The organism is Streptomyces sp. NBC_01775 (assembly GCF_035917675.1).
Taxonomy (GTDB): Bacteria; Actinomycetota; Actinomycetes; order Streptomycetales; family Streptomycetaceae; genus Streptomyces.
In genome coordinates, this window is record NZ_CP109104.1 from 1,336,997 (window position 1) to 1,361,380 (window position 24,384).

The following is a 24,384-nucleotide window of genomic DNA, read 5'->3' on the forward strand; positions in this document are numbered from 1 at the left end:
CCCGCCCGGCGCCCGCCTTTTCATGGCCGGGGTGCCGGAGCTAGTGCCCCTCCCGGCACTAGTCCTTCGCTCCCGCGCCGAATTCCGCGCTTCCCTCCAGCGCCGCCGATCGCACGCGCCGCCGGACCGCGAACCAGCCGACGACCAGCGCGGCAGCGATCACGGGCACGAGCAGCACCGTCTTGCGTCCCACGTCCGGGTCGTTCCACATGAGGGCGATGACGCCGAGCAGGAAGGCGATCGTCACGTACTCGGTGTACGGCGATCCCGGGAGCCGGAAGGACGGCCGCTCGACGAGCCCCTCCTTGGAACGGCGGACGAACACCAGGTGACAGAGCATGATCGTGCACCAGGTGCTGATGATGCCGAGCGAGGCGATGTTCAGCACGATCTCGAACGCCTTGCCGGGCATCGCGTAGTTGAGGCCCACACCGGCGACACACACCGCCGAGGTCAGCAGGATGCCGCCGTAGGGCACCTGGCTGCGGTTCATCCGGGCGGTGAACTTCGGCGCCGAGCCGGCCATCGCCATGGAGCGCAGGATGCGTCCCGTCGAGTACAGCCCGGAGTTGAGGCTGGACATGGCGGCGGTGAGGACGACGAGGTTCATCACGTCTCCGGCGCCGTCCACCCCCAGCTTGGACAGCACCGTCACGAACGGGCTCTGTCCGTCCTTGTACTCGCCCCACGGCAGCAGCAGCGTGAGCAGCACCACCGAGCCGACGTAGAAGAAGCCGACCCGCCACATGATGGCGTTGACGGCCTTGGGAACGACCTTGTGCGGCTCGGCGGTCTCCCCCGCGGTGACCCCGACCAGCTCTACGCACGAGTACGCGAAGACGACACCCTGCATGACGATGACCACCGGCATCACACCGTTGGGGAAGACGCCCCCGTGGTCGGTTATGGAGCCCATGCCTGGCGTCGAGCCGCCGACCGGATGCTGCGTGGCCAGCAGGACGATGCCGATCACCATGAAGATCACCAGCGCGGCGACCTTGATCACCGCGAACCAGAATTCCAGTTCACCGAAGATCTTCACGGAGATCATGTTGATCGCCAGGACCACGGCCAGCGCGATCAGCGCGAGCACCCACTGGGGGATGCTCGTGAAGAAGCTCCAGTAGTGGGTGTAGAGCGCGATGGCGGTGATGTCGGCGATGCCGGTGGTCGACCAGTTGAGGAAGTACATCCATCCGGCGACGTAGGCGCCCTTCTCGCCGAGGAACTCGCGCGAGTAGGAGACGAAAGAACCCGAGGACGGGCGGTGCAGCACCAGCTCGCCGAGCGCCTTGACGACGAAGAAGGCGAAGAGGCCGCAGACGGCGTAGGCGATGGCGAGGGCCGGGCCCGCCGAGGCGAGGCGCCCTCCCGCCCCGAGGAAGAGTCCGGTTCCGATCGCCCCGCCGATGGCGATCATGTTGATATGGCGTGCTTTGAGATCCTTGCTGTAGCCGGTGTCACCGGCATCCGGTGCGGGACCCGTGCCCTGTCCTCGGGCCCCGTCACCTCCGCCTGGCTGCGGTGGAATCGTGCCCTGGACGACGTCGTTGCTCACAGTTAGTTGGTCCAACTCACTCTGGTACGGGCTTGCCGGGACCGGCCGCCGTGAGTCCACGGCTGCGGACCAAGGCGTCACCTTTCCCTTCAAGGGCCAACTATGCGGTGGCAGATCTCACACAGGGGGGCTTGTCACACATGATCTTCATACAATCCGTCGATTTCCTGGCCGTACTTGTCCCCGATGACGCGGCGGCGCAGCTTGAGCGAGGGCGTCAGCTCACCGGTCTCCGGGCTCCACTCCCGGTCGAGCAGCACATACCGCTTGACCTGCTCCGTCCGGTTGAGGCGGGAGTTCGCCGCGGCCACCGCCCGCTCCACCTCCGCCCGGATGCCGGGGTGTGCCGCCGGAGCACCGGATGAGACGTCGATTCCGTGCGCCGCCGCCCAGGCGGGCGCCGCCTCCGGGTCGAGCACGAGGAGGGCCACGAGATAGGAGCGCCCGTCCCCGTGCACCAGTGCCTGCCCGATGAGGGGGTGCTCCTTGAGGGTGTTCTCGACCAGGGCCGGCGAGACGTTCTTGCCCGTCGAGGTCACGATCATCTCCGTCTTGCGGTCGGTCAGCCAGAGGTAGCCGTCCTCGTCGATCCGGCCGATGTCACCGGTCGGGAACCACCCCTGGGCGTCCGTGGCGGGCTCCACCGAGCCGTCGGCGCGCAGATAGCCCCCGAAGAGGGTGGTCCCGCGCACCTCGATCTCGCCGTCCGGCGCGGTACGGATCTCGGTACCCTCCAGCGGGCGGCCGACCGAGCCGAGGCGGAAGCCGCCGGGCCCGTTGAGGGTGAGCGCTCCCGTGGTCTCCGTCAGGCCCCAGGCGTCCATGACGACGACGCCGAACCCGGCCCAGAAGTCGAGCACCTCGGGCGGCATCGGGGCCGAGGCGCTCGCCGTCCACACCAGCCGCTCGAAGCCCGCCCGCGCCAGGAGCGGCTCGATGACCTCGCTCCTGGCCCTCGCGTAGGCGGCTTCCAGCTCCCCGGAGGGTCGCTCACCGCGCTCTCGGCAGCGCACATGGGCCCGCGCGATCTCCCCTGCGGCCTCGACGGCCGCCCGCTGTTCTCCGGGCATCCGGGCGAGCCCGGCGCGTACGGCGGCGGCGAGCTTCTCCCACACGCGGGGGACGCCGAAGAACTGCGCGGGGTGCAGCCGCCCGGCCAGCTCCGCCACCCGCGCCGGGTCGTCGCACAGGTGGACGTGGGAGGCGCGCAGGACCGGCAGGTAGATGCCCAGCATCCGTTCGGCGATGTGGGCGAAGGGGAGATAGCAGATGTGCTCGGCGTGGTCGGGAACGGCGGCCACCTTGTCGAGGGCGAGGCCGTTGAGGATCACATTGCGGTGGCTGATCACCACGCCCTTGGGGTCGCCCGTGGTGCCGGAGGTGTAGACGACGGTGACCGGGTCGCCCGCCCGCACTCCCCGCCAGGTCTTGTCGAAGTCCGCCCGCTCGTACGGCCGCGCCAGTGCGCTCCAGGGGGTGTGTGAACCCCCGCCGTCCCCGTCGGCCACCACGAGCCCATCCAGCCGCCCCGCGTCCCGCTCAGGGCCCAACAGCGGCTCCCAGCGGGACACTTCGGCGGGGCCGCCGACCACCGCGAGCCGGGCGCCGGAGTGGCGCGCGATGTGGGCGATCTGCTCGGGAGCCGCGGTCCCGTAGACGGAGACCGGGACGGCGCCGAGGTGGACGAGGGCGAGGTCGGAGAGCCAGTGCTCGGGCCGGTTGCCCATCATCATCAGGACGCGGTCGCCGCGGCCGACTCCCAGGGACGTGAATCCGGCGGCCACTTCGGCCACCCTGTGGCGCGCCTGGCTCCAGGTGAGGGTGGTGCGCGCGCCGTCCGGCGCGTACCAGGAGAGGGCCGGCAGCTCGCCGTGGTCCTCCACGTTGCGCAGCAGCAGCTCGGGAACGGTCAGTTCGGCCGGCTCTACGCCAGGCAGCCGCAGGATCGTCGTCATGAGCGCCTCCGGGGCACCGAGGGGTGCTGCTGTCCGAGCAGTGCTGTCGTCCGGGGAGTGCTGTCGTCCGGGGAGTTCGCGCGCGACCGAAGGTTTCACAGGAGTGGTGAGACAGCAATACTGTTGAACGCGATCGGTAGGTAACGTGATCGGTAGGTACGGCGCGTCGGGTCACCGGCGGTGAGAGGGGCACGGCACATGGAGCCAGAGGCCGGGACGACGGACCAGCTCACCGTGGACCAGCTCGCCGCCCGCGCGGGCGTGACCGTCCGCACGATCCGTTTCTACAGCACCCGGGGGCTGCTGCCGCCGCCCACCATCGGCCCCCGCCGCGTGGGCCGCTACGGCTCGGACCACCTCTCCCGGCTGGCGCTGATAGAGGAGTTGCAGAACCAGGGCATGACGCTGGCCGCCATCGAGCGCTACCTCCAGCGGCTTCCCGACGACATCAGCGCGCACGATCTGGCCATCCACCGTGCCGTGGTCGCCTCCTGGATGCCGGACGCGGTGGATGAGACGACGCGCGAGCAGTTGGAGGGACGCGTCGGGCAACGGCTGACGGACGAGGACCTCAAGCGCCTGGAGGCGATGAGCGTGCTCGCCTCCACCGAGGACCCGGACGTCTTCCGCGTGGATCCCGCCCTGGTGCAGCTGGGGGTGCGGCTCCTGGACGTGCCGATATCCCAGGAGGCGATCCTGGCGGCGCGCGAGGTGATGATGGAGCACACCCGCTCGGCGGCGCGGGAGCTGAGCCGTCTGTTCAAGCGGGAGGTGTGGGACCCCTACCGCGAGCTGGAGTCGGAGCCCGAGCGGGTGGAGCGGATGAAGTCGCTGTCCGCGCACATGCAGCCCATGGTGGTGCAGGCACTGGTGACGGCCTTCCAGCGCTCGATGAAGGAGGAGCTGCGGGACGCCTTCCCGAGGGAGAGCGCCCCGCAGACCGGTTCGGAGTGAAGCCTCCGGCGGCCACTGAGCCTTGGGACGGCCGAGTCCTGATCGCCCGTGTGCGGCCCGGACCCTCACCCGCCCTTCGCTGGTGCGGGCATTCGGTCAGCCGGTCACGGTGTCGGTGAAGACCTCGCCCCTCTCGGCCTTGTCCACGAGCAGTGCCGGGATCGCGAACCGCTCCCCGTAGCGCTCTCCCAGCTCCCGTGCGCGGGCCACGAATCCGGGCAGCCCGCCTTCGTAGCCGTTGATGTACTGGATCACGCCGCCCGTCCAGGCCGGGAAACCGATGCCCATGATGGAGCCGATGTTGGCGTCCGCCACCGAGGTGAGGACGCCTTCCTCGAAGAGCCGGACGGTGTCCAGCGCCTCGGAGAAGAGCATCCGTTCCTTCATGTCCTCGAAGGGGATGTCCGGATGCCTGTCCTTGGTGAAGTGCTCGCGCAGCCCCGGCCACAGCCCGGCGCGCTTGCCGTTCTCGTCGTAGTCGTAGAAGCCGGCGCCGCCGCTGCGCCCGGTGCGGCCGAATTCCTCCACCATCCGGTCGAGCACCGCGTCGGCCGGGTGCGGGGGCGGTTCCTCGCCCTCGGCGCGGAGGGCCTGCCGGGTCTCGTCGCGGATCTTGCGCGGCAGGGTCAGCGTCAGCTCGTCCATCAAGGACAGCACCTTGGCCGGGTATCCGGCCTGCGCCGCCGCCTGCTCGACGGTGGCGGGCTCGACGCCCTCGGCCAGCAGCGCCACGCCCTCGTTGATGAAGTGGCCGATGACGCGGGAGGTGAAGAAGCCGCGCGAGTCGTTGACCACGATCGGCGTCTTGCGGATCTGCCGTACGAGGTCGAAGGCGCGGGCCAGCGCCTCGTCGCCGGTCCCGCGGCCCTTGATGATCTCGACCAGCGGCATCTTGTCGACGGGCGAGAAGAAGTGCAGCCCGATGAAGTCCCGCTCGCGGGTGACGCCTTCGGCGAGCGCGGTGATCGGCAGGGTCGAGGTGTTGGAGCACAGCAGCGCGTCGGGAGCCACGAGGTCCTGGACCTCCTGGAAGACCTTGTGCTTGAGCGCGGGGTCCTCGAACACGGCCTCGATCACGGCGTCGCAGCCCGCGACGGCCTGCGGGTCCGCGGTCGGGGTGATGCGTGCGAGCAGCGCGTTCCGCTTGGCCTCCGTCGTCTTCCCCCGTGCAAGCGCCTTCTCCAGCAGCCCGGCCGCATAGGCCTTGCCCTTCTCGGCGGCCTCCTGCGAGACTTCCTTGAGAACGACGTCGATGCCCGCCTTCGCACAGGAATAGGCGATTCCGGCGCCCATCATCCCCGCCCCCAGCACGGCGGCCTTGCGAACCGCACGCTCCTCGACGCCCTGCGGGCGGCTGCGGCCGGCGTTGACCGCCTGGAGGTCGAAGAAGAACGCCTGGATCATGTTCGTGGAGATCTGGCCCGTGGCCAGCTCCACGAAATACCGGGCCTCGATCACCTGCGCCGTCTCGAAGTCGACCTGGGAGCCCTCGACAGCGGCGGCGAGGATGTTGCGCTGCGCGGGGTACGGGGCCCCGCCTGTCTGCTTCTTGAGGTTGGCGGGGAAGGCGGGGAGGTTGGCGGCGAACTTCGGGTGCGCCGGTGTGCCGCCGGGGATCCTGTAGCCCTTGACGTCCCAGGGCTGCTGGGATTCGGGGTTGGCCTCGATGAAGGCGCGCGCCGCCGCCAGCATCTCCTCCCGGGTCTGCACGACCTCGTGGATGAGGCCGACCTCCTTGGCCTTGGCGGGGAAGTACTGCTGGCCCTGGAGGAGCACCTTCAACAACGCGTCCGCGATACCGAGCAGCCGGACGGAACGGGTCACGCCGCCGCCCGCGGGGAGCAGCCCGAGGGTCGCCTCGGGGCAGCCGATCTTGGAGCCCTTGGCGTCGAGGGCGATCCGGTGGTGACAGGCGAGCGCGATCTCCAGCCCGCCGCCGAGTGCCGCACCGTTGATCGCGGCCACCAGGGGCTTGCCCAGGGTCTCGATCCTGCGCAGGTCGCGCTTGACGCGCATGCCGCTGTCGAAGACCTCCTGCGCGTTCTCGGGGCGGGCCTGGATGAGCAGGCGCAGATCGCCACCGGCGAAGAAGGTCTTCTTGGCGGAGGTGAGGATGACGCCGCGCACGCTGTCGCGCTCGGCCTCCAGCCGGTCCGCCACGGCGGTGAGGGAGGTCTGGAAGGCGGCGTTCATGGTGTTCGCCGACTGGTCCGGGTCATCGAAGGTGAGCGTGACGACGCCGTCGCTGTCGCGGTCCCAGCGGATGGTGGTGGACTCGGGCATTTCTGGTCGTCTCCAAGTGAGCGGTGCGGGCCGGGCGTCCCGTACAGGCTGTGCCGGAGCCTTGCGGGGGCCGGTGCGGGCGGGGATGGGCTGTTCGAGTGGGTGGTTCGAGAGGGCGGTTCCCCACTCTGGGAGGTGGTGCGGGCGGGCGCGGCAGGCTCCGCGCGGCCCGTCTAGAGGCGCTCGACCACGGTCGCGACCCCCATCCCTCCGCCCACGCACAGCGTGACCAGCCCGTACCGCTGGTCCCTGCGCTCCAGCTCGTCCACGAGGGTGCCGAGGATCATCGCGCCGGTCGCGCCGAGGGGGTGGCCCATGGCGATGGCTCCGCCGTTCACGTTGACCTTGTCCAGGGGCAGGTCCATGTCGCGGGCGAAGCGCAGGACCACCGCGGCGAACGCCTCGTTGATCTCCACGAGATCGATGTCGTCAACTGTCAGCCCGGCCTTGGCCAGCGCCTTGCGGGAGGCGGGCGCGGGGCCGGTCAGCATGATCGTCGGGTCGGCACCGGAGACGGCGGCCGAGAGGATACGGGCCCGCGGCTGAAGGCCGTAGCGCTTGCCCACCTCCGCGTTGCCGATCGCGACCAGCGCCGAACCGTCCACGATGCCCGAGGAGTTGCCCGCGTGGTGCACATGGTCGATCCGCTCGACCCAGTGGTACTTCTGCAGCGCCACCGCGTCGAAACCGCCCATGTCGCCGATGGTGGCGAAGGAGGGGTTGAGCTTGGCGAGGGAGTCGGCCGTGGTGCCGGGGCGGATGTGCTCGTCGTGCTCCAGCACGGTCAGCCCGCTGCGGTCGCGCACGGGGACGACGGAGCGCTCGAAGCGGCTGTCCTTCCACGCCGCGGCGGCCAGTTCCTGCGAGCGGGCGGCGTACTCGTCGACGTCGCGGCGGCTGAAGCCCTCGACGGTGGCGATGAGGTCGGCCCCGATGCCCTGCGGGACGAAGCCGGTCTCGAAGTTGGTCATGGGGTCGGCGAACCACGCGCCCCCGTCGCTGCCCATCGGCACCCGGGACATGGACTCGACGCCGCCCGCCAGGACCAGGTCCTCCCAACCCGAACGGACCTTGGCCGCCGCCAGGTTGACGGCTTCCAGCCCGGACGCGCAAAAGCGGTTCTCCTGGACGCCCGCGACGGTGTCCGGCAGGCCTGCGACGATCGCGGAGATCTTGGCGATGTCGGAGCCCTGGTCGCCGATGGGGCCCACCACGCCGAGCACCAGGTCGTCGATGGCGGCCGGGTCCAGGTCGGGCAGGCGGCGGCGCAGCTCGTGGATGAGCCCGACAACGAGGTCGACGGGCTTGGTGCCGTGCAGTGCGCCGTTGGCCTTGCCGCGCCCGCGCGGGGTGCGGATGGCCTCGTAGACGAACGCTTCGGTGGTCACGGGGGTGCCTTTCGTCGGTGCGGGAGGTGAGGCGGCGGGGTGAGACGACAGGGGGCGAGGCTGAGACGGCGGGTGAGGCTGAGACAGCGGGAGGGGAACGGCGGCGAGGCAGCGGGGCTGCGGGGCTGCGGGGGCAGTGGTCAGCCGAGCACGGAGCGGCCGATGATCTCCTTCATGATCTCCGTCGTCCCGCCGTAGATCGTCTGGATCCGGCCGTCCGTGAATGCCTTCGCGACGCGGTACTCGTTCATGTATCCGTATCCGCCGTGCAGTTGGAGACAGCGGTCGGCGACGCGTTTTTGGAGCTCCGTGGCCCACCACTTGGCCATGGACGCGTGCACCGCGTCCAGCTCGCCCTTGGCGTGGTCCTCGATGCAGCGGTCCAGGAAGCTGCGGGTCACCGCGCACTCGGTGGCCATTTCGGCTATCTCGAAGCGAATGTGCTGGAGCTTGGCGAGCGGACGCCCGAAGGCCGTGCGCTCCTTGACGTACTCCTTCGTGATCTCCAGCAGATGCTCCGCCGCCGCGATCCCCGAGACGGCGATACCCATGCGCTCTTGCGCCAGGTTGGTCATCAGGTGGATGAACGCGCCGTGCAGCTCGCCGAGGAGGTTCTCCTTGGGGACGCGCACGTCGTGGAAGAACAGCTCGGCCGTGTCCTGCGCCTTCTGGCCGATCTTGTCGAGGTTGCGGCCCCGCTCGAAGCCCGCCATGCCGCGCTCGACAACCAGCAGACTCAGGCCGTGTGCGCCACCCTCCGGTGTCGTCCTGGCGACGACGATGACGAGGTCGGCGAGGATCCCGTTGGAGATGAACGTCTTCGAGCCGTTGAGCAGCCAGTGGTCGCCCTGGTCCTCGGCCGTGGTCCGTATCGCCTGGAGGTCCGATCCGGCGCCGGGTTCCGTCATGGCGATGGCGGTGATCGTCTCGCCCGAGCAGAAGCCCGGCAGCCAGCGGCGCTTTTGCTCGTCGGTGGCAAGGGCGGTGAGATACGGGCCGACGATGTCGTTGTGCAGCCCTACGGCCAGGCCGGCGGCGCCCGCGCGGGTGAACTCCTCGGCGAGCACCGCGGCATGGCGGAAGTCGGCCTCTCCCCCGCCGCCGTACTCCTCGGGAACGGCCAGGCCCAGCAGGCCCTGTCTGCCCGCGGCCAGCCACGCCTCCCGGGAGACGATGCCGTCCTGCTCCCACTGCGCGTAGTACGGCTCGACTTCCTTGGCCAGGAAGGCGCGGACCGTCTGGCGGAACGCCTCGTGGTCCTCGGTGAAGATCTGACGCTTCATGGCGTGGGCTGCTCTCCTCGGGGCGTTCCGGCCGGCGGGACGGGGGCGCGGGGCGGCGCTGCGGAGGCGTCCGCGGATTCGGCGGCGGCGGGTGCCGCCAGGGCCGGGAGGTCCCAGTCACGGGCGACCTCGGCCGCGTGCGCGCCGGGCTGGGCCGGTCCGCGGGTGACTCCGGTGGGCGTTCCGGAGAAGCGGGGCGCGGGAGCGGGCTGGGTGATTCCGCTGTGCCGGATGAAGGTGCCGCGCGCGGCCAGGTGGGGGTGCTCCGGCGCTTCGGTCAGGGAGAGCACGGGGGCCACACAGGCGTCCGTCCCCTGGAAGACCTCCGTCCACTCCCGACGGGTACGGGAGGCGAACCTGGCGGCGATGGCCTCGCGGAGCGCCCCCCAGGAGGCAGGATCGCCCCGAAGCGGTGCCTCCCGCTCGATGCCGAGGAGATGCATGAACTCCTCGTAGAACTTGCGCTCCAGCGCGCCCACCGCCATGAAGCCGCCGTCGGAGGTGGCATAGGTGCCGTAGAACGGGCAGCCGCCGTCCAGCAGGTTGGCGGCCCGACTGTCCTGCCACGCGCCCGCCGCGACCATGCCCTGGATCATGGCCGTCAGATGGCTGGTGCCGTCCACGATCGCCGCGTCGACCACTTGCCCCGCACCCTCCGGGAGCCCCGCGTGGCGGAGCGCGGACAGGATGCCGATGACGAGATACAGCGAGCCTCCCGCGTAGTCGCCGAGGAGGTTGGCGGGTGCGACGGGCGGCCCTTCCGCGGCGCCGGTCATGCCCAGTGCTCCGGTGACGGCGATGTACGCGATGTCGTGGCCCGCGCGCTGCGCGAGCGGGCCCTCCTGGCCCCATCCGGTCATGCGGCCGTACACGAGCCGGGGGTTGCGGGCGAGGCAGACCTCGGGGCCCACGCCGAGGCGCTCGGCCACCCCGGGCCTGAATCCCTCGATGAGCACGTCGGCACGCCCGGCCATCGAGAGCACCGCCTCGACCCCCGAGGGCTGCTTGAGGTCGAGGACGACCGAGCGCTTGTTCCGGTTGGTGACGTCGTGCCGGGGCGAGGCTGCGAGGCTGCCGCCGCCGGGCCTGTCGACGCGGACGACGTCGGCGCCCATGTCGGCGAGTGTCATCGCGGCGAAGGGCCCGGGGCCGATGCCGGCCAACTCCACCACGCGCACACCCGCCAGCGGTCCGGCTGCCGTCATCGAGCCCCCAGTGATGTGACACAACTGATGTAACACCAGGAATGCTAGGAACGGCTCCCCCATTCCACAAGCCCCCGAAGCCCGGAGCGCGCGGACCCCGGCGGCACGGGCCGCGGCGGGCGTCCGGGAGGGCGCACGGCATGGCGCGCGTCCGGATGCGGGCCGCAACACCGGGTCACTCAGGAGGAGTTGGCGAGAAACCCCGGCCACCAAAAGCCATGGCCGTATCCCGCCAGCGGACACCCCACCGCGGGACGGAACCTGGGACACATGGAATCGATATACGACATACGGGCCATCGCCCCTCGGGTGCTGAACGAACTGCGCGTCAAGGACGACGCCGGAGCGCCGCCGCGCCGAGTCGCGGACACCGACGGCGGCAGCCCGCTGCGCTGCTGCATGGAGCGGAGCAAGCCGGGCGAGACCCTCGCCTTCGTCTCCTACGCCCCGCTGCGCAGATGGGCCCGCGAGACCGGGGCCGACCCCGGCGCCTACGACGAGGTGGGGCCGGTCTTCGTCCACCCGCTCGACTGCGGCGGCCGGCGCGGACCCACCGGCTCCTTTCCGGAGGCGATGCGGGGCGAGCGCCGCACGCTGCGCGCTTATTCGGCGCGGGGCTGCATCCTCGGCGGCCTGCTGCTCGACGGGAGTCAGGAGCGGACGCCCACGATCGAGGAAGGCCTGGCCGAGCTGTACGCGGATCCGCGCGTTGCCGCGGTGCACGTACGGGCGGTGGAGTTCGGCTGCTTCCTCGTCGAGACGCGGCGCGCCGTTCCCCCGGGAGGGGGATGGACAGCGGAATGACGTGGTGCGTAAAGTTGCGTGAAAGCGAGCAGTTTCACGCACTTTCACGCAGGGGGCTGAGGGCCCCCGGACCCGGAGGGGGTGCCCGCACATGGGCGAGACGTCATACATGGAGCAGGAGTTGCGCAGCCAGCCCGATACCTGGCGTGCGGCGGCCAGGATCGGCGCGGGAGAGAACCCGCTCCCGGTGGCGGGTGCGCGGGTGGCGGTGATCGGCTGCGGGACATCGTGGTTCATGGCGCAGGCGTACGCCGCTCTGCGCGAGAGCGCGGGCCTGGGGGTGACGGACCCGTTCGCGGCGTCCGAGGCGTTCCTCGGCAAGGCCCGGGGCTACGACGCGGTCGTCGCGATCACCCGCTCCGGCACCACGACGGAGGTGCTGCGCGTCCTGGAGGCGGTAAAGGGCCACGTCCCGACGGTCACGGTGCTGGGTGACCCGGACACCCCTGCCACCCCGCTCTCGGACGAGACGGTCTCGCTCCCGTTCGCCGACGAGAAGTCGGTGGTTCAGACCCGCTTCGCGACCTCGGCCCTCGCGCTGCTGCGCGCGCACCTGGGCGAGGATCTCGCCGAGGCGGTCCGGGACGCGGAGTCGGCGCTCAAGGCCCCGGTGGAGAAGGAGTGGGTGGACGCCGAGCAGTTCTCCTTCCTCGGCACCGGCTGGACCTACGGCCTCGCCAACGAGGCGGCCCTGAAGATGCGAGAGGCGTCCCAGAGCTGGACGGAGTCCTATCCCGCCATGGAATACCGCCATGGCCCGATAGCGATCGCCGCCCCGGGCAGGGTCACCTGGCTGTTCGGAGAGGCCCCGGAGGGACTGGAGGGGGATGTGACCGCCACCGGCGCCCGGTTCGTGTGCCACGCGCGTGATCCGCTGGCCGATCTGGTCCTGGTGCAGCGGGTCGCACTGGAGCGGGCGCGGGCCCGTGGGCTCGACCCGGACAACCCGCGCAGCCTCACCCGCTCGGTGATGCTGGACGGCTGAGCGGAAGCCTGATCCTCCGAGGGGTCGCCGGGGCCGACGCTGAGCCCGGCGCCCCTGGGCGGGCCGCTCCGGCGCCTCACCGACCCAGCCCGTCACCCCGCGCCGACTCGGACCGCGCGACAGGTCGCCATCCCTCCGCCGACTCACCACCGCCCCAGCCGCCGCTCAAGGGAGCCCAGGACCATGCCTCTCGTCTCCACCGCTTCGATCCTCGCTGACGCCCGTGCGGCAGGTTCCGGTGCCGCCGCCTTCAACGTCATTCATCTGGAGACCGCCGAGGCGCTGGTCGCCGCCGCCGACCGGACGAGCACTCCTCTCATCCTCCAGATCAGCGAGAACTGCGTGCGCTATCACGGCAGTCTGCTGCCCGTTACCCGTGCGACCCTGGCCCTCGCCGAGGCGGCGCGCACAGGCGTCTCCGTGCACCTGGACCACGTCACCGACGCGGAGTTGGTGTGGCAGGGGGTCGAGGCCGGTGTGGGCTCGGTGATGATCGACGCCTCCACGCTGCCGTACGAGCAGAACGTGAGCACGACAGCGCGGCTGACGTCCTGGTGCCACGACCGGGATGTGTTCGTGGAAGCCGAGTTGGGCGAGGTCGGGGGCAAGGACGGGGTGCACGCGCCGGGGGTGCGAACGGATCCCGACGAGGCACTGGAGTTCGTGGCCGCCACCGGGGTGGACGCCCTGGCCGTCGCCGTCGGCTCCTCCCACGCGATGCGGGAGCGCACCGCGAAGCTGGACCTGGAGCTGATCCGGCGGCTGCGTGAGAAACTGCCCGTTCCGCTGGTGCTGCACGGTTCGTCGGGCGTGCCGGACGAAGAGCTGTGGCAGGCGATCACTGCGGGCATGACCAAGATCAACATATCGACTCACCTCGTGTCGGTCTTCACCCAGGGCCTGCGTAAGGTGCTGGATGCCGACCGAGCGCTCATCGACTCGCGCAAGTACATCGCCCCGGCGCGGGACGCGGTCACGGACGAGGCCGCACGGCTCTTGGGGGTGCTCGGGGGCAAGGGAGCGGGGGAAGGAGAGGAAGCCGGGTGAAGCGCCACGAGCGGATGAACGCGCTGCTGGAACTGCTGGGGCAGCGCGGCAGCCTGGAGGTCGAGGAAGCGGCCACGGCGCTGGAGGTCTCGGCGGCGACCATGCGCCGCGACATGGACGCGCTGGCGGAGCAGCAGTTGCTCACCCGTACACGGGGCGGAGCCGTGCTGAGCGCCGTGACCTACGACCTGCCGATCCGCTACAAGCGGGGTCACCACACAGCGGCCAAGGAAGCGCTCGCCAGGACGGCCGCCGCGATGGTCGAGCGGGGCAGCGTGATCGGCCTGAGCGGCGGGACGACCACCACGGAGATCGCCCGCGCTCTGGCGACCCGCGCCGACCTGGCCGAGCCCGGTCCGCAGCCGCATCTGACCATCGTGACCAACGCACTGAACATCGCCAATGAGCTGGCCGTGCGGCCACAGATCAAGACCGTGCTGACAGGCGGCGTAGCGCACTCCAGAACGTTCGAACTCACCGGACCGTACAGCGAACTGATGCTGCGCCAGGTCTCCGTCGACCTGGCCTTCATCGGGGCCAACGGAATGGACCCTCAGACGGGAGCCACGGTCCACGACGAGGCCGAAGCACGCATCAACGGCCTGATGGCGGAGCGGGCCGAGCGGGCCGTGGTGGTCACCGACTCCTCCAAGGTCGGCGTTCGCTGCTTCGCGCGCATCGGTGGGGCGGAGGTCTTCAGCACCTTCCTCACGGACACGGGCATTCCGGGGCCGGTGCGGCGGGAGTTCGAAGAGCGCGGGCTGCGGGTGGTGCTGGCCGAGGAGGGGCCGACGGAGGCCGGAGACAAAGGGGACAGTAAGCAGGCAGGCAACGGCAGAGTCCTCGGCTAGGGCGTGGCCGACGGATCATGCGTGCCCGGCGCGGGTGCGAGTCCCGAAGGGGCGCGGGGAACCGCGCGACAAGCCCACAACCCACCCGCACCCTGCACAGCACAGGCAGGGGCACCCCCTGCTCAGCACCAAGAGAGAGGGCAACAGAAAGATCCGCCGGACAGGCCGTAGCGGCGGCTGACGACTGCCGAGACAGCCGAGGTTGCGGACAGTGAAAGGGGTCGTCGTCGGGGTTGCCGAGCACCGGGTGGGTGCGGGGTGTGAGGTGTGGTGACGTGGTGGGGGTGGCGGGGCGACACTGTCCTGACGTGATGTCAGGACAGTTGGGAGGGTCCCGCATGTACCCCGGAGTCCACGCGTCCGCACATCCCGACAAGCCGGCCGTCATCTCCGCGCGTACCGGCGAGGCGCTCACCTACGGGCAGTTGGAGGAGCGCTCCGTCCGGCTCGCGAACCGGCTGCGCTCGGCAGGCCTGCGTCCGGGTGACCATCTCGCGCTGCTCTCCGACAACGACGCCCGCTGCCTGGAGGTCTACTGGGCGGCGATGCGCTCGGGGCTGTATCTGACCTCGGTCAACAGCCACCTCACGGCCGAGGAGGCCGCGTACATCGTGGGTGACTGCGGGGCACGCGCGCTCATTGTCTCCGCGTCGCTCACCGACCTGGCGAACGCGCTGGTACCGGTCACCCCGGAGATCGAGCTGCGCCTGTCCTACGGGAGGGCGAGAGGGGGTTCCAAAGGGAGTTCGAGGGGAAGTTCCAGCGGGAGCCCGAGCGGGAGCCGGCGTCAGCCGGACCACGCACTCCGCGGGGACGGCGAGCACCCCAAAGGCTACGAGGACTACGAGGCAGCACTCGCCGCGGCCTCGCCCACCGCGCCCGAACACCAGCCCCGCGGCGCCGACATGCTCTACTCCTCCGGCACCACCGGGCGCCCCAAGGGCGTCCAGCCCGCCCTCTCCGGTGAGGACATCACCCGCACACCGTCCATTTACACAGCGCTCTTCGCCCCGCTCTACGGCTTCGACACGGAGACCGTCTACCTCTCCCCCGCTCCCCTCTACCACGCGGCCCCGCTGCGCTTCTGCGGCGTGGTGACGGCGACGGGCGGGACGGTAGTCCTGATGGACACCTTCGACGCGGAACGGTCGCTGGCCTTGATCGAAGGGTATGGCGTCACCCACAGCCAGTGGGTGCCGACGATGTTCGTCCGAATGCTGAAGCTGCCCGCGCAGGTCGCACAGCGCTACGCCCTCTCCTCGCTCCGGGTCGCGATCCACGCCGCCGCGCCCTGTCCGACGGAGGTGAAGCGCCGGATGCTGGAGTGGTGGGGGCCGGTGCTGTACGAGTACTACTCCTCGACCGAGGGCAACGGACTGACCGCCATCACCCCGCAGGAGTGGCTGCGCAAGCCCGGCTCGGTCGGCCGGTCGGTGCTCGGCGATCTGCGCGTCTGTGGCGAGGACGGCACCGAACTGCCGCCCGGAGCCACAGGGACCGTCTATTTCGCCCGCGAGGAGCGGCCGTTCGCCTACCACAACGACCCCGAGCGCACCGCCGAGGCCCAGCACCCGCACCACCCGGGCTGGACCACCACCGGCGACATCGGCCATGTCGACGAGGACGGCTATCTCTTCCTCACCGACCGCAAGGCTTTCACCATCATCTCCGGCGGGGTGAACATCTATCCGCAGGAGATCGAGAACTGTCTCACCCTCCATCCCAAGGTCGCCGATGTGGCCGTGGTGGGGGTACCGGATGCGGAGATGGGGGAAGCGGTGCGCGCGGTGGTCCAGCCGGAGCCGGAGGCCGTACCCGGGGCCGAGCTTGAGCGGGAGCTGCTGGCGTATGTACGGGGGCGCATCGCGCGGTACAAGGTGCCGCGCGCCGTGGAGTTCACCGACCAGCTGCCCCGTACGCCCACCGGCAAGCTCGCCAAGGGCACGCTGCGCGAGCGTCTGAGCGCGGGCGAGCGTCCGAGCGCGCGCGAGCGTCTGAGCGCGGGCGAGCCGCCGGCCGCCAGGCCGTCCGAACGGCGCGGACCTTAGTCCGCGGTCCAGGCGAGCGGTGCGCCCGTGGTCCTCTCCAGGGAGGCGAAGACGATCCCGGCGACGGAGGCGGCCCGGCTCAACGCACCGCTGCCGCCCAAGTGCTGCTCTCCACCTGTGCGGCGGCCGGGTTCAGCCCTCGCGTAGTCCATGCCCCGGTCGGCTGGACGGCCGTCGCTTCCCTGCTCGCCCACGGTCCGGTATCTGCCTGATCCCCCCGCCTGGCCCCGTGCCCGTCCGCGCCTCCCGTCGTCCGCTCCTCGGAGCCAGAGCCAGAGCCAGAGCCAGAACCAGAACCAGGGCCAGGGCCAGAGGCAGGAACGCGGACGGTCGGCCGAGCGGGACGGCCAGGGCGGGGTGACCCGTAACGCGTGACCCGTGCCCCCTGCCCCGTCGCCCGTGGCCGGCCCTTCGTCCCGCGCGTTACGGCCGTAGGGCCTCCAGTCGCGCGATCCTGCCCTGTTCCCCCGCCGCCCAGCAGCCCAGGTCCGAGGCGCAGTCGACGGTGTCGTAGGAGCCCTGGTCGAACGTGCTCCAGCTGCGCCCGCCGTCCAGAGTGAGGTCCGAGCCGGTGGGGCCGACTGCCAGTGCGCTGTGCCGGGTGTGGGGCAGCCAGCCGACTCCTGAGCGGTACTCAGGAACGGGGTGCGCGCTCGGCTTCCACGCCCTGCCGCCGTCCCCGGAGGTGGCGGAGGCGTTCGGGGAGGGCTCGCCCGGTTCGTAGTCTCCGCCGACGGCCAGGCCATGGCGGGCGTCCCGGAAGGCGAGCGCGAACACTCCACGCGCGGGCTCGGCCGCCGGGAGGGGGGTGGTGCTCACGCTCCAGTGGCGGCCCCGGTCGGTGGTGCGGAAGACCCGCGACGTGTCGCCCCCGCCGGTGGCGAACCAGGCGTTCCGGCCGCCGGAACTGGTGAGGCACTGCCCGCTCGCCGCGAAGTTCGTCTCGCCCTTTCGCGCTGCGGGCATGCCGTCCGACGGCACGAGGTGCCAGCTGCGCCCGCCGTCGCGCGTCGCGAGTATCCGGAACTTGCCGTCGACCGGGTCGCCGACGACGAGCCCGTTGCGGTGGTCGAAGAATGTGACGCAGTTGTAGAAGGCGGCCGGATCGTCGTTGCGGAAGGTCTCGCGCCAGTGGACACCGCCGTCCTCGGTACGGAAGACGCGCGAGGCGTCCCCTTCGCCGATCGCGAGGACGACGGCGCCGCGCGTGCCGAACGTCTCGATGTCGCGCAGCTCCAGACCGGCGGCCCCGGAGGGGGACACGTCGCTCCAGGTCCTGCCGCCGTCCGCGGTGCGCAGCACCGTGCCGCCGCTGCCCGCCACCCAGGCGGCCGAGCGGCTCACGGCCGACAGGCCCCGGAACCTGGAGCGGCTCCCGCTGTCCTTGAGCGACCATCCCGGCGACCGCGCAAGCTGTCCGGCCCGCGCCGCTGCCCCCTCCGGCGTCCGCACCGCCGTCCGCTTCGGCGGCTCGGCCGTGGCAGCCGTAGAGGCCGTGGCGGACATGGCGGGCGTGGCGGGCGAGCCCGCGTGCGGCACCGCGGACGTACCGGAGTACGGCGCGGCCCGCGTCCCGGCGTGCCCTTCCGCGGCGGCCTGCGCCGGAACGGGCGCACTGCCGAGCGCCGCGCACACGGCTGCCCCGCAGAGCGTGAGAGCCCACACCCGTCTCATCGTCCCCACCCCTTCCCTCGCCCCTGTCGGCCGCCGCAACCTAGCCCACTACCGCCCCGTCGTCACCAGCTCTCGCGCCCTCGGTGCCAAAATGCGCGACATGGATCAGTTTTCACCGGCTGGAGAGCCCGGGGCGGGGCAGAACGTCGCTGCGGGCGAGGGTGTGACGGAGGCCGAAGGAGCGGCCGTGAGCAGGGCTCAAGGGCCGCTGGCAGGCGAGGCGGGGTTCGATTTCGACATCGAGTTCGAGACCCGGCACGCACCTGCTGTGACCGGTGCGCAACAGCAGCCTGGCACCGCCCAGGCGTGGGCGGCGCTCGGCGGCGACCCCGCGCTCCTGGGGCGCGTCTCGCGCCACCGCCGCCCAGGACCGCTCCCCTCGGCGCTGCCCGTGCTGGAGCTGGCCGCGTCCACGGTGGCGGCCTGTTCGCTGGCGGCGGCCGAGTTCTCCTGTGTACGTGCGCGCAGCGCGCTGCTGCCTGCGGTACGTGTGGACGACGGTGCGGTGGCCGCGGCCTTCCGCAGCGACCGCCTGGTGCGTATCGACGGCAGGGATCCGGTGACGTTCGCACCGCTCTCCCGCTTCTGGCGCGCGGCGGACGGCTGGGTGCGCACCCACGCCAACTATCCCCACCACCGCTCCCGTCTGCTCTCCGCCCTCGGTCAGGCCGATTCCGGCCCGGACAGCGACGAGGCGGCGGGCGAACGGCTGACGGCCGTCCTGGCCGAGCGGCCCGCCAGGGACATCGAGGAGACCGTCTACGCCGCGGGCGGGCTGGCCGTCGCCGTCCGTACGCCCGAGGAGTGGGCGGCGCACCCACAGCGCGAGGCCGTGGCCACGACACCGCTCGTGGCCACCAGCCGACTGGACTCGGCGCGGCCCCTGCCGCTCAACGGGCAGCCGGGGCCCGGCGGCCTGCAAGGGCTGCGCGTCCTGGACCTGACCCGTGTGCTGGCCGGGCCGGTCGCCACGCGCACGCTCGCGCTCCTGGGCGCCGACGTCCTCCGCATCGACGCGCCGGAGCGGCCCGAGCTCCTGGACACCCACGCGGACACGGACCTCGGCAAGCGCTCCACGCTCCTGGACCTGTCCACCCGTGCGGGCCAGACGACGTTCGAGGAACTTCTGGCCTCGGCCCATGTGGTGGTGACCGGATACCGGCCCGGTGCGCTGGACCGCTTCGGGCTGGCGCCGGAGTCCCTGATGGATCGCCGCCCCGGCCTGGTGGTGGGCCAGTTGTGCGCATGGGGCACGGTCGGGCCGTGGCAGCGCAGGCGCGGCTTCGACAGCCTGGTGCAGGCGGCCTCCGGCATCGCCCTCATCGAGGCGGGGACGGCGAAGACGCGGACGGGCGGCGACGCACCGGATGAAGCACGGAACGGGAACGCGGGCCCGGACCGCGCACCGGGTGCGCTGCCCACGCAGGCCCTCGACCACGGCTCCGGCTATCTGCTCGCCGCGGGGCTGTTGCGCGCCCTGACGGAACAGCGCACGGGTACGGCGGGCTCCCGGCTGGTGCGGCTCGCCCTGGCGCGTACGGCGCTCTGGCTGCTGGAGGAACTCCCGGCGGAACCGGGCCGTACGGGTGACCGCAGCTCCGCGTCGTCCCTGGCCGCCTCAATGGGGAACAGCGCGGACGGCGCAACCGGCGCGTCCGCGGCGAGCGGTACGTCCGCGACGAGCGGTGCGTTCGATCCGGCGCCGTGGCTGACGGAGGCCGACAGTCCGCTGGGGCGCCTGCGGTACGCGCTGCCCGCGGTCGGTTTCGGTCCGCCCGATTCCGCCGCACCGGATGCTGCGACTTCTGCCGCCGAGGCATCGGACACCACGCGCAGCCCCGGGGACTGGGCACGGGTCACAGGTATCGCGGGCGGGGACCAGGCCGTCTGGCTCTGATCCCGCACCCGGGCCGGTCCCGTGCCACAGGGTCGGGACCCGCAGGGCCAGGACCCGCAGGGCCAGGGCACCCCGCTCCGGGCTCGGGGTGGGGCTGGAGAGAGGGCCGGGAGCCGTGGCAGGGCGCTGACGGCCCGCCATACATCGTGTGTGCGGGCCCTGGAGCCTGCGAGCGTGCGCGGCGAAGCGCCCTCACTCCAGGGACTTGCCCTTCCGGCCGCCCTCCCCCAGTTCGTCGTTTCTGGCCCGCTTGCGCTCGACCCCGACGCCGCCCCAGATGGCGAATCCGGTGATCACGACGCGGGGCGCGCCGGGCGTGCCCGGCGAGGACGCGTAGGAGTCGAAGCCGCCCATGATGCCCACGCCACGCACCTCGACCTCGATGTCGCCCGGCACCAGCACCTGCACTCCACCCCAGAAGGCGAAGCAGCGGATGACGACCTCGCGGTCCTCGAAGCGGGCCTCGCGCAGGTCGAGCTGCCCGCCGCCCATCACTCCGAGGGCGGTGAAGACGCGCGGCACCGTCCAGCTGCCCTTGCGGCTGAACCCGCCCAGGAAGCCGAGGCCCCAGCGCGAGGTCGGGGCGCCGCCGATGCGCTCGGCCCAGCGCCGCCGCACAGCCGGGACCGCGGCATCCTGCGCACCGGATGGTGCAAGGGAAGCACCTACGCCACCCTGGGCCTCCGGGGACGGCAGGTCCCTGACGAGCTTCACCAACTGCACGTTGGTGCGGGCACGGTAGGCCGCGTCCAGGCGTTCCTGGAACTCGCCCATGTCGAGCCGCCCTTCGGCCAGGGCGTCGCGCAGCACCTCGGCCGTCTGCTCACGCTCGGCGTCCGATGCCCTGATCTCGGGCAACTCGTCTGTCATGCCCGCAGCTTACGTGGACGTCATGACAGGTGCCGAGCCTTGTGCCGATCCGTGACCCCGGCCCTGGCAGGGGCTGGAAACGGCCGTGTCCAGGGTCGGGGGGCGGGTCAGGGTCGGAGGGGGGCGGGTCGGGGTCCGGGGGTCAGATTCCGCCGGGGAAGCCCAGCATCCACTCACCCAGCAGTACGAGCGCGAAGCCGAGCCCCAGCACCGCTGTCGCGACACGCGTGCGCCCCCTGCGGCTGAGCACGATGGCCGTGCCCGAGAGGGTGAGCGCGATGCCGTAGAAGCCCACGGTGAGCACCGAGGGCGCCGACCCCAAGCGTATGAACAGAGCGACGGCCACGACGAGCATGACGACGGCGGAGAGCACTATCCGCACCCGCCGCGCCTGGCGCGGGGTCAGGGACGGCCGGTCCTCCTGGCCGTCCTGATCGTCTCCGTTTCCGTGCGGCTCCTCGTCCTCGCGCGGCGACTCGCCCTCGCGCGGTCCGGCGCCAGTATCCGTTCCGGCATCCGCAGGAGTATCCGCTCCGACGTCCGCGGCGGTATCCAGCTCCGCATCCGCATCGGAATCCGGCCTGGCATCCGCGTCGGTATCCGGTCCTGCGCCTACCTCCGGCCCGGCATCCGGCCCGGCATCCGGGCGCGCTTTCGTGGAGGGATCCGGCTGCGTGCCCGGACGCGGATTGTCGCCCTCGGGGGGCTGCGGCTCTCCGTCCGCGTGCGGCGGGTCTTCCGTGCGGACGCGGGGGGCTGGGGAGGAGGGCGAGTTGGCTTCCGGCATGCACCGGAGCGTATCTGTCCCCGGTGTCGCACGGCAGCCTCGGCCGTCACTCCCCGCCCGTCACTCCTCGGCGGCCTGACCCTTCTTGCCACCCGCCCAGGTGCGCAGCGAGTCCCGGTTGTCGAAATCGCCGAGGTTGGTGTCGATCGGGCTGCTTGTGTACTGGTGGAAGCGCCACCGGTGCTTGATGCCCGGCTCGCCCGGCTTGCCGTTGTAGTGCGCGATCCACAGACCGTCACCCGCGAACGAGGTCTTGTCCTTGTTCAGCCAGAAGTCGACGTTGCAGTAGAGCAGAACCTTGTGGTCAGGAGCCTTGTCCTGGACGTACTTGATCCACTCGTCCTTGTCGTCGTTGCTGACCTTCGCGTCCTCCCAGTCCAGCACGAGCATGTCGCCCGCGACGAGGTTGATCTTCGAAAGGAAGTAGTCGGCCTGGGCCTTCATGCTGCCGGACCGCACGAAGTGGTAAAAGCCGGTGACCAGTCCCGCGTCCCGTGCGGTCTTGCGTTGCGCGACCCATTTCGGGTTGGTGTAGGACTTGCCTTCCGTGATCTTGATGAAGACGAACTCGATGCCCCTCGTGCTGTAGTCCTCCGGCTGGTACGAGGCAACATCGATTCCCTTGATCATAACTGTGCTCCACCCTCTCCCTGTTCACTCTCTGGTGCCATGCTGGTTACGCTTAGATACCCGCTAGGACATCCAACGTACCGTCGTGCGCCCTTTGGATGCACGGAAGTTGTTGCACGGGGTGACTGTTACGGGAGCTGGTCACCGCCCCTCATCGAGATCACCGAGGGCAGCGCGCTCCGCGTACACCTTTTCTCTCCCTTTCGGCAGTCTCGCCCGGCGGGCCCGGCGTTGGCAGAATCAGCCCCGAACGTGCACCGCTCCTCCGGGGCGGAACAACTCCCCGGAACGTCCCCGGGAGTGTCCCCGGAAGAGTTCCGCGCCCGGGATCCGCGCCCGGGATTCCGAGCGCAAATTCCGCTGGCACATTCCGCCGAAAGCACTGCCGGAAAGGAATAGGTGGCACATGAAGTTCAGTTACGCGATGCTCCCCGACTACCCGCTCCAGGAGTCGCTCGCCTCGATCAGGCTCGCCGACGAGTTGGGTTTCCACGCCTGCTACGCCGCGGATGAGACCTGGCACAAGGACATGTGGCTGCTCTTCGCCGCGGCGGCCGGCCAGACCCGGCGCATCCGCTTCGGCCCCAGCGTCACCCCGGTCACCTTGCGGGAGCCCTCCCTCATCGCGCAGGCCGTCGCCACGTTGGACGAGCTGTCGGACGGCCGGGCCGAAGCCGTGCTCTCCAGTGGCAACTTCGGGCTGCTCGCGCAGTACGGCATCGACTGGACCCGCACCAAGCCCCTCTCCCGCACGAAGGAAGCGCTCAGCGTCATACGCACGCTGCTGGATGAGGGCGCTCTCACGCGGGAGGGAGAGTTCTACTCGTACAAGGGGCTCTTCACCTTCGCGCGCCCCGTCCAGGAGCGGGTCCCCCTCAAGCTCGGCGCGATGCGCGGGCCCAGGTCGTTCGAGGCCGCCGGGGAGCTGTCGGACGGCTGCCACCACGCGCTCAGTTACACCCGCGCCGCCTACGACTACGCCGTCCAGCACATCAAGGCGGGCGCGGAGCGGGTGGGCAAGGACTGGAAAGCGCTGGACATCGGCGCCTGGGTGGTCTTCGCGACCGGCCCGGACTCGGCCGCCGCCAAGGACGCGGCCCGCAGCATGGTCGGCATCTACGCCTCGTCCATGCCGGAGGAGCAGCTCATCAGGAACGGCGTGGATCCGGCCGAGGTCAAACCGGTCATCGACGCGATCGGCGCGGGCGATCTCGCGCGCGGCATCGAGCTGACCACCCCCTCGCTCGCGGAACGGCTCTCGGTTTCCGGCACGCCGGAGGAGTGCGCCGAGAAGATCCGCAGCGAGATCGCCCCGGCAGGCGTCAACCACATGATCTGCGCCCTCACGGACCGCACCCTTGTCAGGGCCTTCACCGGGCGGGATCTGGAGGGCGTGGCGGATGTGAACACGCAGCTCAGGCTGATCCACGACCAGATCATGCCCGCCTTCGCCTGAGACGCCGGCGGGCGTCCGGCCCGGCCCCGCGACCGGTGGGGTACGACCAGGTTGCCTGCCCGGCCTCTGCGCCCTGGCCAGGCGGCAGAGGCCGGGCATGACCGTGTCCGGCGCGTCAGGATTCGCGGCGTGCGTGGCAAAGGCGCAAGATCGGGTACTGCGACACTTGCCCTGCGGGACTTCCCGGGGCTCCCGGGGCTTCTCCCCGGGCTCGGGGCACCCGCAGCGAACGCACGACCGTTTGACGTTACGGAGAGGGATCATCGTGGCCACCACACGCAACGCGCACACCGTCTGGAACGGCAATCTCACCGAGGGGTCCGGGGTCGTCACCTTCGACTCCTCCGGCATCGGCGACCAGCCGGTGTCCTGGCCCGCGCGCTCCGCGGAGCCGGGCGGCAAGACCAGCCCCGAGGAACTGATCGCCGCGGCGCATTCGAGCTGCTTCTCCATGGCGCTGTCCAACGGGCTGAACGGCGCGGGCACCCCGCCCACCCAGCTGACGACGCGGGCCGCCGTGACCCTCCAGCCGGGCACCGGCATCACCGGTATCCACCTGACCGTCGAGGGCGAGGTGCCGGGCATCGACCAGGCCGCGTTCGCCTCGGCGGCCGAGGACGCCGCCAAGAACTGCCCGGTCAGCCAGGCGCTCGCGGGCACCACGATCACCCACGAGGCCAAGCTCGTCTGACCTGCGGGCCGCCCGGCC

20 protein-coding genes are annotated in these 24,384 nt (G+C 71.1%); 9 read left to right on the forward strand and 11 right to left on the reverse strand.

The features are described from left to right. Positions 1-58: 58 nt before the first annotated feature. Both OHB04_RS06320 and OHB04_RS06325 read right to left on the reverse strand, forming a co-directional pair. Positions 59-1,531, reverse strand: a complete 1,473-nt coding sequence (locus OHB04_RS06320) for an amino acid permease (protein WP_326692613.1) — start codon at positions 1,529-1,531, stop codon at positions 59-61. Between the two features lie 161 nt (positions 1,532-1,692). Next, entirely contained in the window at positions 1,693-3,513 is a 1,821-nt protein-coding gene (locus tag OHB04_RS06325; RefSeq protein WP_326686695.1) for an AMP-dependent synthetase/ligase, read from the reverse strand. Between the two features lie 198 nt (positions 3,514-3,711). Here OHB04_RS06325 and OHB04_RS06330 point away from each other — a divergent pair, with 198 nt between their 5' ends. Then, complete coding sequence (locus tag OHB04_RS06330; protein ID WP_326806986.1) at positions 3,712-4,467, forward strand: MerR family transcriptional regulator; 756 nt, start codon at positions 3,712-3,714, stop codon at positions 4,465-4,467. A 96-nt stretch (positions 4,468-4,563) separates the two neighbouring features. Here the strand turns inward: OHB04_RS06330 and OHB04_RS06335 are convergent, their stop codons facing one another. The 4 genes from OHB04_RS06335 to OHB04_RS06350 form a co-directional block, all read right to left on the reverse strand. Beyond that, complete coding sequence (locus OHB04_RS06335; protein WP_326806987.1) at positions 4,564-6,750, reverse strand: 3-hydroxyacyl-CoA dehydrogenase NAD-binding domain-containing protein; 2,187 nt, start codon at positions 6,748-6,750, stop codon at positions 4,564-4,566. A gap of 173 nt (positions 6,751-6,923) precedes the next feature. Beyond that, positions 6,924-8,138 (reverse strand): acetyl-CoA C-acetyltransferase, encoded by a 1,215-nt coding sequence (locus tag OHB04_RS06340; RefSeq protein WP_326686699.1) that lies wholly within the window; start codon positions 8,136-8,138, stop codon positions 6,924-6,926. Between the two features lie 140 nt (positions 8,139-8,278). Then, entirely contained in the window at positions 8,279-9,421 is a 1,143-nt protein-coding gene (locus OHB04_RS06345; RefSeq protein ID WP_326686700.1) for an acyl-CoA dehydrogenase family protein, read from the reverse strand. Beyond that, on the reverse strand, positions 9,418-10,626 hold the full coding sequence (locus tag OHB04_RS06350) for a CaiB/BaiF CoA transferase family protein (protein WP_326686701.1): 1,209 nt from the start codon (positions 10,624-10,626) through the stop codon (positions 9,418-9,420). The genes OHB04_RS06345 and OHB04_RS06350 overlap by 4 nt, the downstream gene beginning before the upstream one ends. A 270-nt stretch (positions 10,627-10,896) precedes the next feature. Between OHB04_RS06350 and OHB04_RS06355 the strand changes: the two genes are divergently transcribed. The 5 genes from OHB04_RS06355 (at position 10,897) to OHB04_RS06375 (ending at position 16,361) form a co-directional block, all read left to right on the forward strand. Next, entirely contained in the window at positions 10,897-11,430 is a 534-nt protein-coding gene (locus tag OHB04_RS06355) for a DUF1203 domain-containing protein (protein ID WP_326806988.1), read from the forward strand. A gap of 91 nt (positions 11,431-11,521) precedes the next feature. Then, positions 11,522-12,415 (forward strand): SIS domain-containing protein, encoded by an 894-nt coding sequence (locus OHB04_RS06360; RefSeq protein WP_326686703.1) that lies wholly within the window; start codon positions 11,522-11,524, stop codon positions 12,413-12,415. 183 nt (positions 12,416-12,598) lie between these two features. Then, positions 12,599-13,462, forward strand: coding sequence for a class II fructose-bisphosphate aldolase (locus tag OHB04_RS06365; protein ID WP_326806989.1), 864 nt, complete (start codon positions 12,599-12,601; stop codon positions 13,460-13,462). Then, entirely contained in the window at positions 13,459-14,313 is an 855-nt protein-coding gene (locus OHB04_RS06370; RefSeq protein ID WP_326806990.1) for a DeoR/GlpR family DNA-binding transcription regulator, read from the forward strand. Before OHB04_RS06365 ends, OHB04_RS06370 begins: the two co-directional genes overlap by 4 nt. Before the next feature lie 338 nt (positions 14,314-14,651). Beyond that, a complete protein-coding gene (locus OHB04_RS06375) occupies positions 14,652-16,361 on the forward strand; it encodes an acyl-CoA synthetase (RefSeq protein WP_326806991.1) in 1,710 nt (569 codons plus the stop codon). Here the strand turns inward: OHB04_RS06375 and OHB04_RS06380 are convergent. Further along, positions 16,358-16,555 (reverse strand): hypothetical protein, encoded by a 198-nt coding sequence (locus OHB04_RS06380; protein ID WP_326806992.1) that lies wholly within the window; start codon positions 16,553-16,555, stop codon positions 16,358-16,360. The two genes, OHB04_RS06375 and OHB04_RS06380, sit on opposite strands and share 4 nt — an antisense overlap. 229 nt (positions 16,556-16,784) lie before the next feature. Continuing rightward, on the reverse strand, positions 16,785-17,867 hold the full coding sequence (locus tag OHB04_RS06385) for a WD40/YVTN/BNR-like repeat-containing protein (protein WP_326809407.1): 1,083 nt from the start codon (positions 17,865-17,867) through the stop codon (positions 16,785-16,787). A gap of 259 nt (positions 17,868-18,126) precedes the next feature. Here OHB04_RS06385 and OHB04_RS06390 point away from each other — a divergent pair, with 259 nt between their 5' ends. Continuing rightward, positions 18,127-19,932: a CoA transferase gene (locus OHB04_RS06390; RefSeq protein WP_326806993.1), complete on the forward strand. Its 1,806-nt coding sequence runs from the start codon at positions 18,127-18,129 to the stop codon at positions 19,930-19,932. 192 nt (positions 19,933-20,124) lie between these two features. Here the strand turns inward: OHB04_RS06390 and OHB04_RS06395 are convergent, their stop codons facing one another. The 3 genes from OHB04_RS06395 to OHB04_RS06405 form a co-directional block, all read right to left on the reverse strand. Next, positions 20,125-20,802, reverse strand: coding sequence for a DUF1707 SHOCT-like domain-containing protein (locus tag OHB04_RS06395; RefSeq protein ID WP_326686708.1), 678 nt, complete (start codon positions 20,800-20,802; stop codon positions 20,125-20,127). A 142-nt stretch (positions 20,803-20,944) separates the two neighbouring features. Beyond that, a complete protein-coding gene (locus OHB04_RS06400; RefSeq protein ID WP_326806994.1) occupies positions 20,945-21,589 on the reverse strand; it encodes a hypothetical protein in 645 nt (214 codons plus the stop codon). A 60-nt stretch (positions 21,590-21,649) separates the two neighbouring features. Beyond that, on the reverse strand, positions 21,650-22,219 hold the full coding sequence (locus OHB04_RS06405; RefSeq protein WP_326686710.1) for a glycoside hydrolase family 25 protein: 570 nt from the start codon (positions 22,217-22,219) through the stop codon (positions 21,650-21,652). Positions 22,220-22,625: 406 nt separating this feature from the next. Here OHB04_RS06405 and OHB04_RS06410 point away from each other — a divergent pair, with 406 nt between their 5' ends. Further along, positions 22,626-23,675 carry an LLM class flavin-dependent oxidoreductase gene (locus tag OHB04_RS06410; RefSeq protein WP_326806995.1) on the forward strand — a complete coding sequence of 350 codons (1,050 nt, stop codon included), beginning with the start codon at positions 22,626-22,628 and terminating at the stop codon, positions 23,673-23,675. A 265-nt stretch (positions 23,676-23,940) separates the two neighbouring features. Beyond that, complete coding sequence (locus tag OHB04_RS06415) at positions 23,941-24,366, forward strand: OsmC family peroxiredoxin (RefSeq protein WP_326686712.1); 426 nt, start codon at positions 23,941-23,943, stop codon at positions 24,364-24,366. The last annotated feature ends 18 nt before the right edge of the window (positions 24,367-24,384 follow it).

Bases quoted from the DNA above. Each gene is read 5' to 3' on its own strand.
- OHB04_RS06325 (WP_326686695.1), bottom strand. From the start codon at position 3,513: ATGACGACGATCCTGCGGCTGCCTGGCGTAGAGCCGGCCGAACTGACC.
- OHB04_RS06330 (WP_326806986.1), top strand. From the start codon at position 3,712: ATGGAGCCAGAGGCCGGGACGACGGACCAGCTCACCGTGGACCAGCTC.
- OHB04_RS06335 (WP_326806987.1), bottom strand. From the start codon at position 6,750: ATGCCCGAGTCCACCACCATCCGCTGGGACCGCGACAGCGACGGCGTC.
- OHB04_RS06345 (WP_326686700.1), bottom strand. From the start codon at position 9,421: ATGAAGCGTCAGATCTTCACCGAGGACCACGAGGCGTTCCGCCAGACG.
- OHB04_RS06350 (WP_326686701.1), bottom strand. From the start codon at position 10,626: ATGACGGCAGCCGGACCGCTGGCGGGTGTGCGCGTGGTGGAGTTGGCC.
- OHB04_RS06355 (WP_326806988.1), top strand. From the start codon at position 10,897: ATGGAATCGATATACGACATACGGGCCATCGCCCCTCGGGTGCTGAAC.
- OHB04_RS06360 (WP_326686703.1), top strand. From the start codon at position 11,522: ATGGGCGAGACGTCATACATGGAGCAGGAGTTGCGCAGCCAGCCCGAT.
- OHB04_RS06365 (WP_326806989.1), top strand. From the start codon at position 12,599: ATGCCTCTCGTCTCCACCGCTTCGATCCTCGCTGACGCCCGTGCGGCA.
- OHB04_RS06375 (WP_326806991.1), top strand. From the start codon at position 14,652: ATGTACCCCGGAGTCCACGCGTCCGCACATCCCGACAAGCCGGCCGTC.
- OHB04_RS06385 (WP_326809407.1), bottom strand. From the start codon at position 17,867: ATGTCCGCCACGGCCTCTACGGCTGCCACGGCCGAGCCGCCGAAGCGG.
- OHB04_RS06390 (WP_326806993.1), top strand. From the start codon at position 18,127: ATGCGCGACATGGATCAGTTTTCACCGGCTGGAGAGCCCGGGGCGGGG.
- OHB04_RS06395 (WP_326686708.1), bottom strand. From the start codon at position 20,802: ATGACAGACGAGTTGCCCGAGATCAGGGCATCGGACGCCGAGCGTGAG.
- OHB04_RS06400 (WP_326806994.1), bottom strand. From the start codon at position 21,589: ATGCCGGAAGCCAACTCGCCCTCCTCCCCAGCCCCCCGCGTCCGCACG.
- OHB04_RS06405 (WP_326686710.1), bottom strand. From the start codon at position 22,219: ATGATCAAGGGAATCGATGTTGCCTCGTACCAGCCGGAGGACTACAGC.
- OHB04_RS06410 (WP_326806995.1), top strand. From the start codon at position 22,626: ATGAAGTTCAGTTACGCGATGCTCCCCGACTACCCGCTCCAGGAGTCG.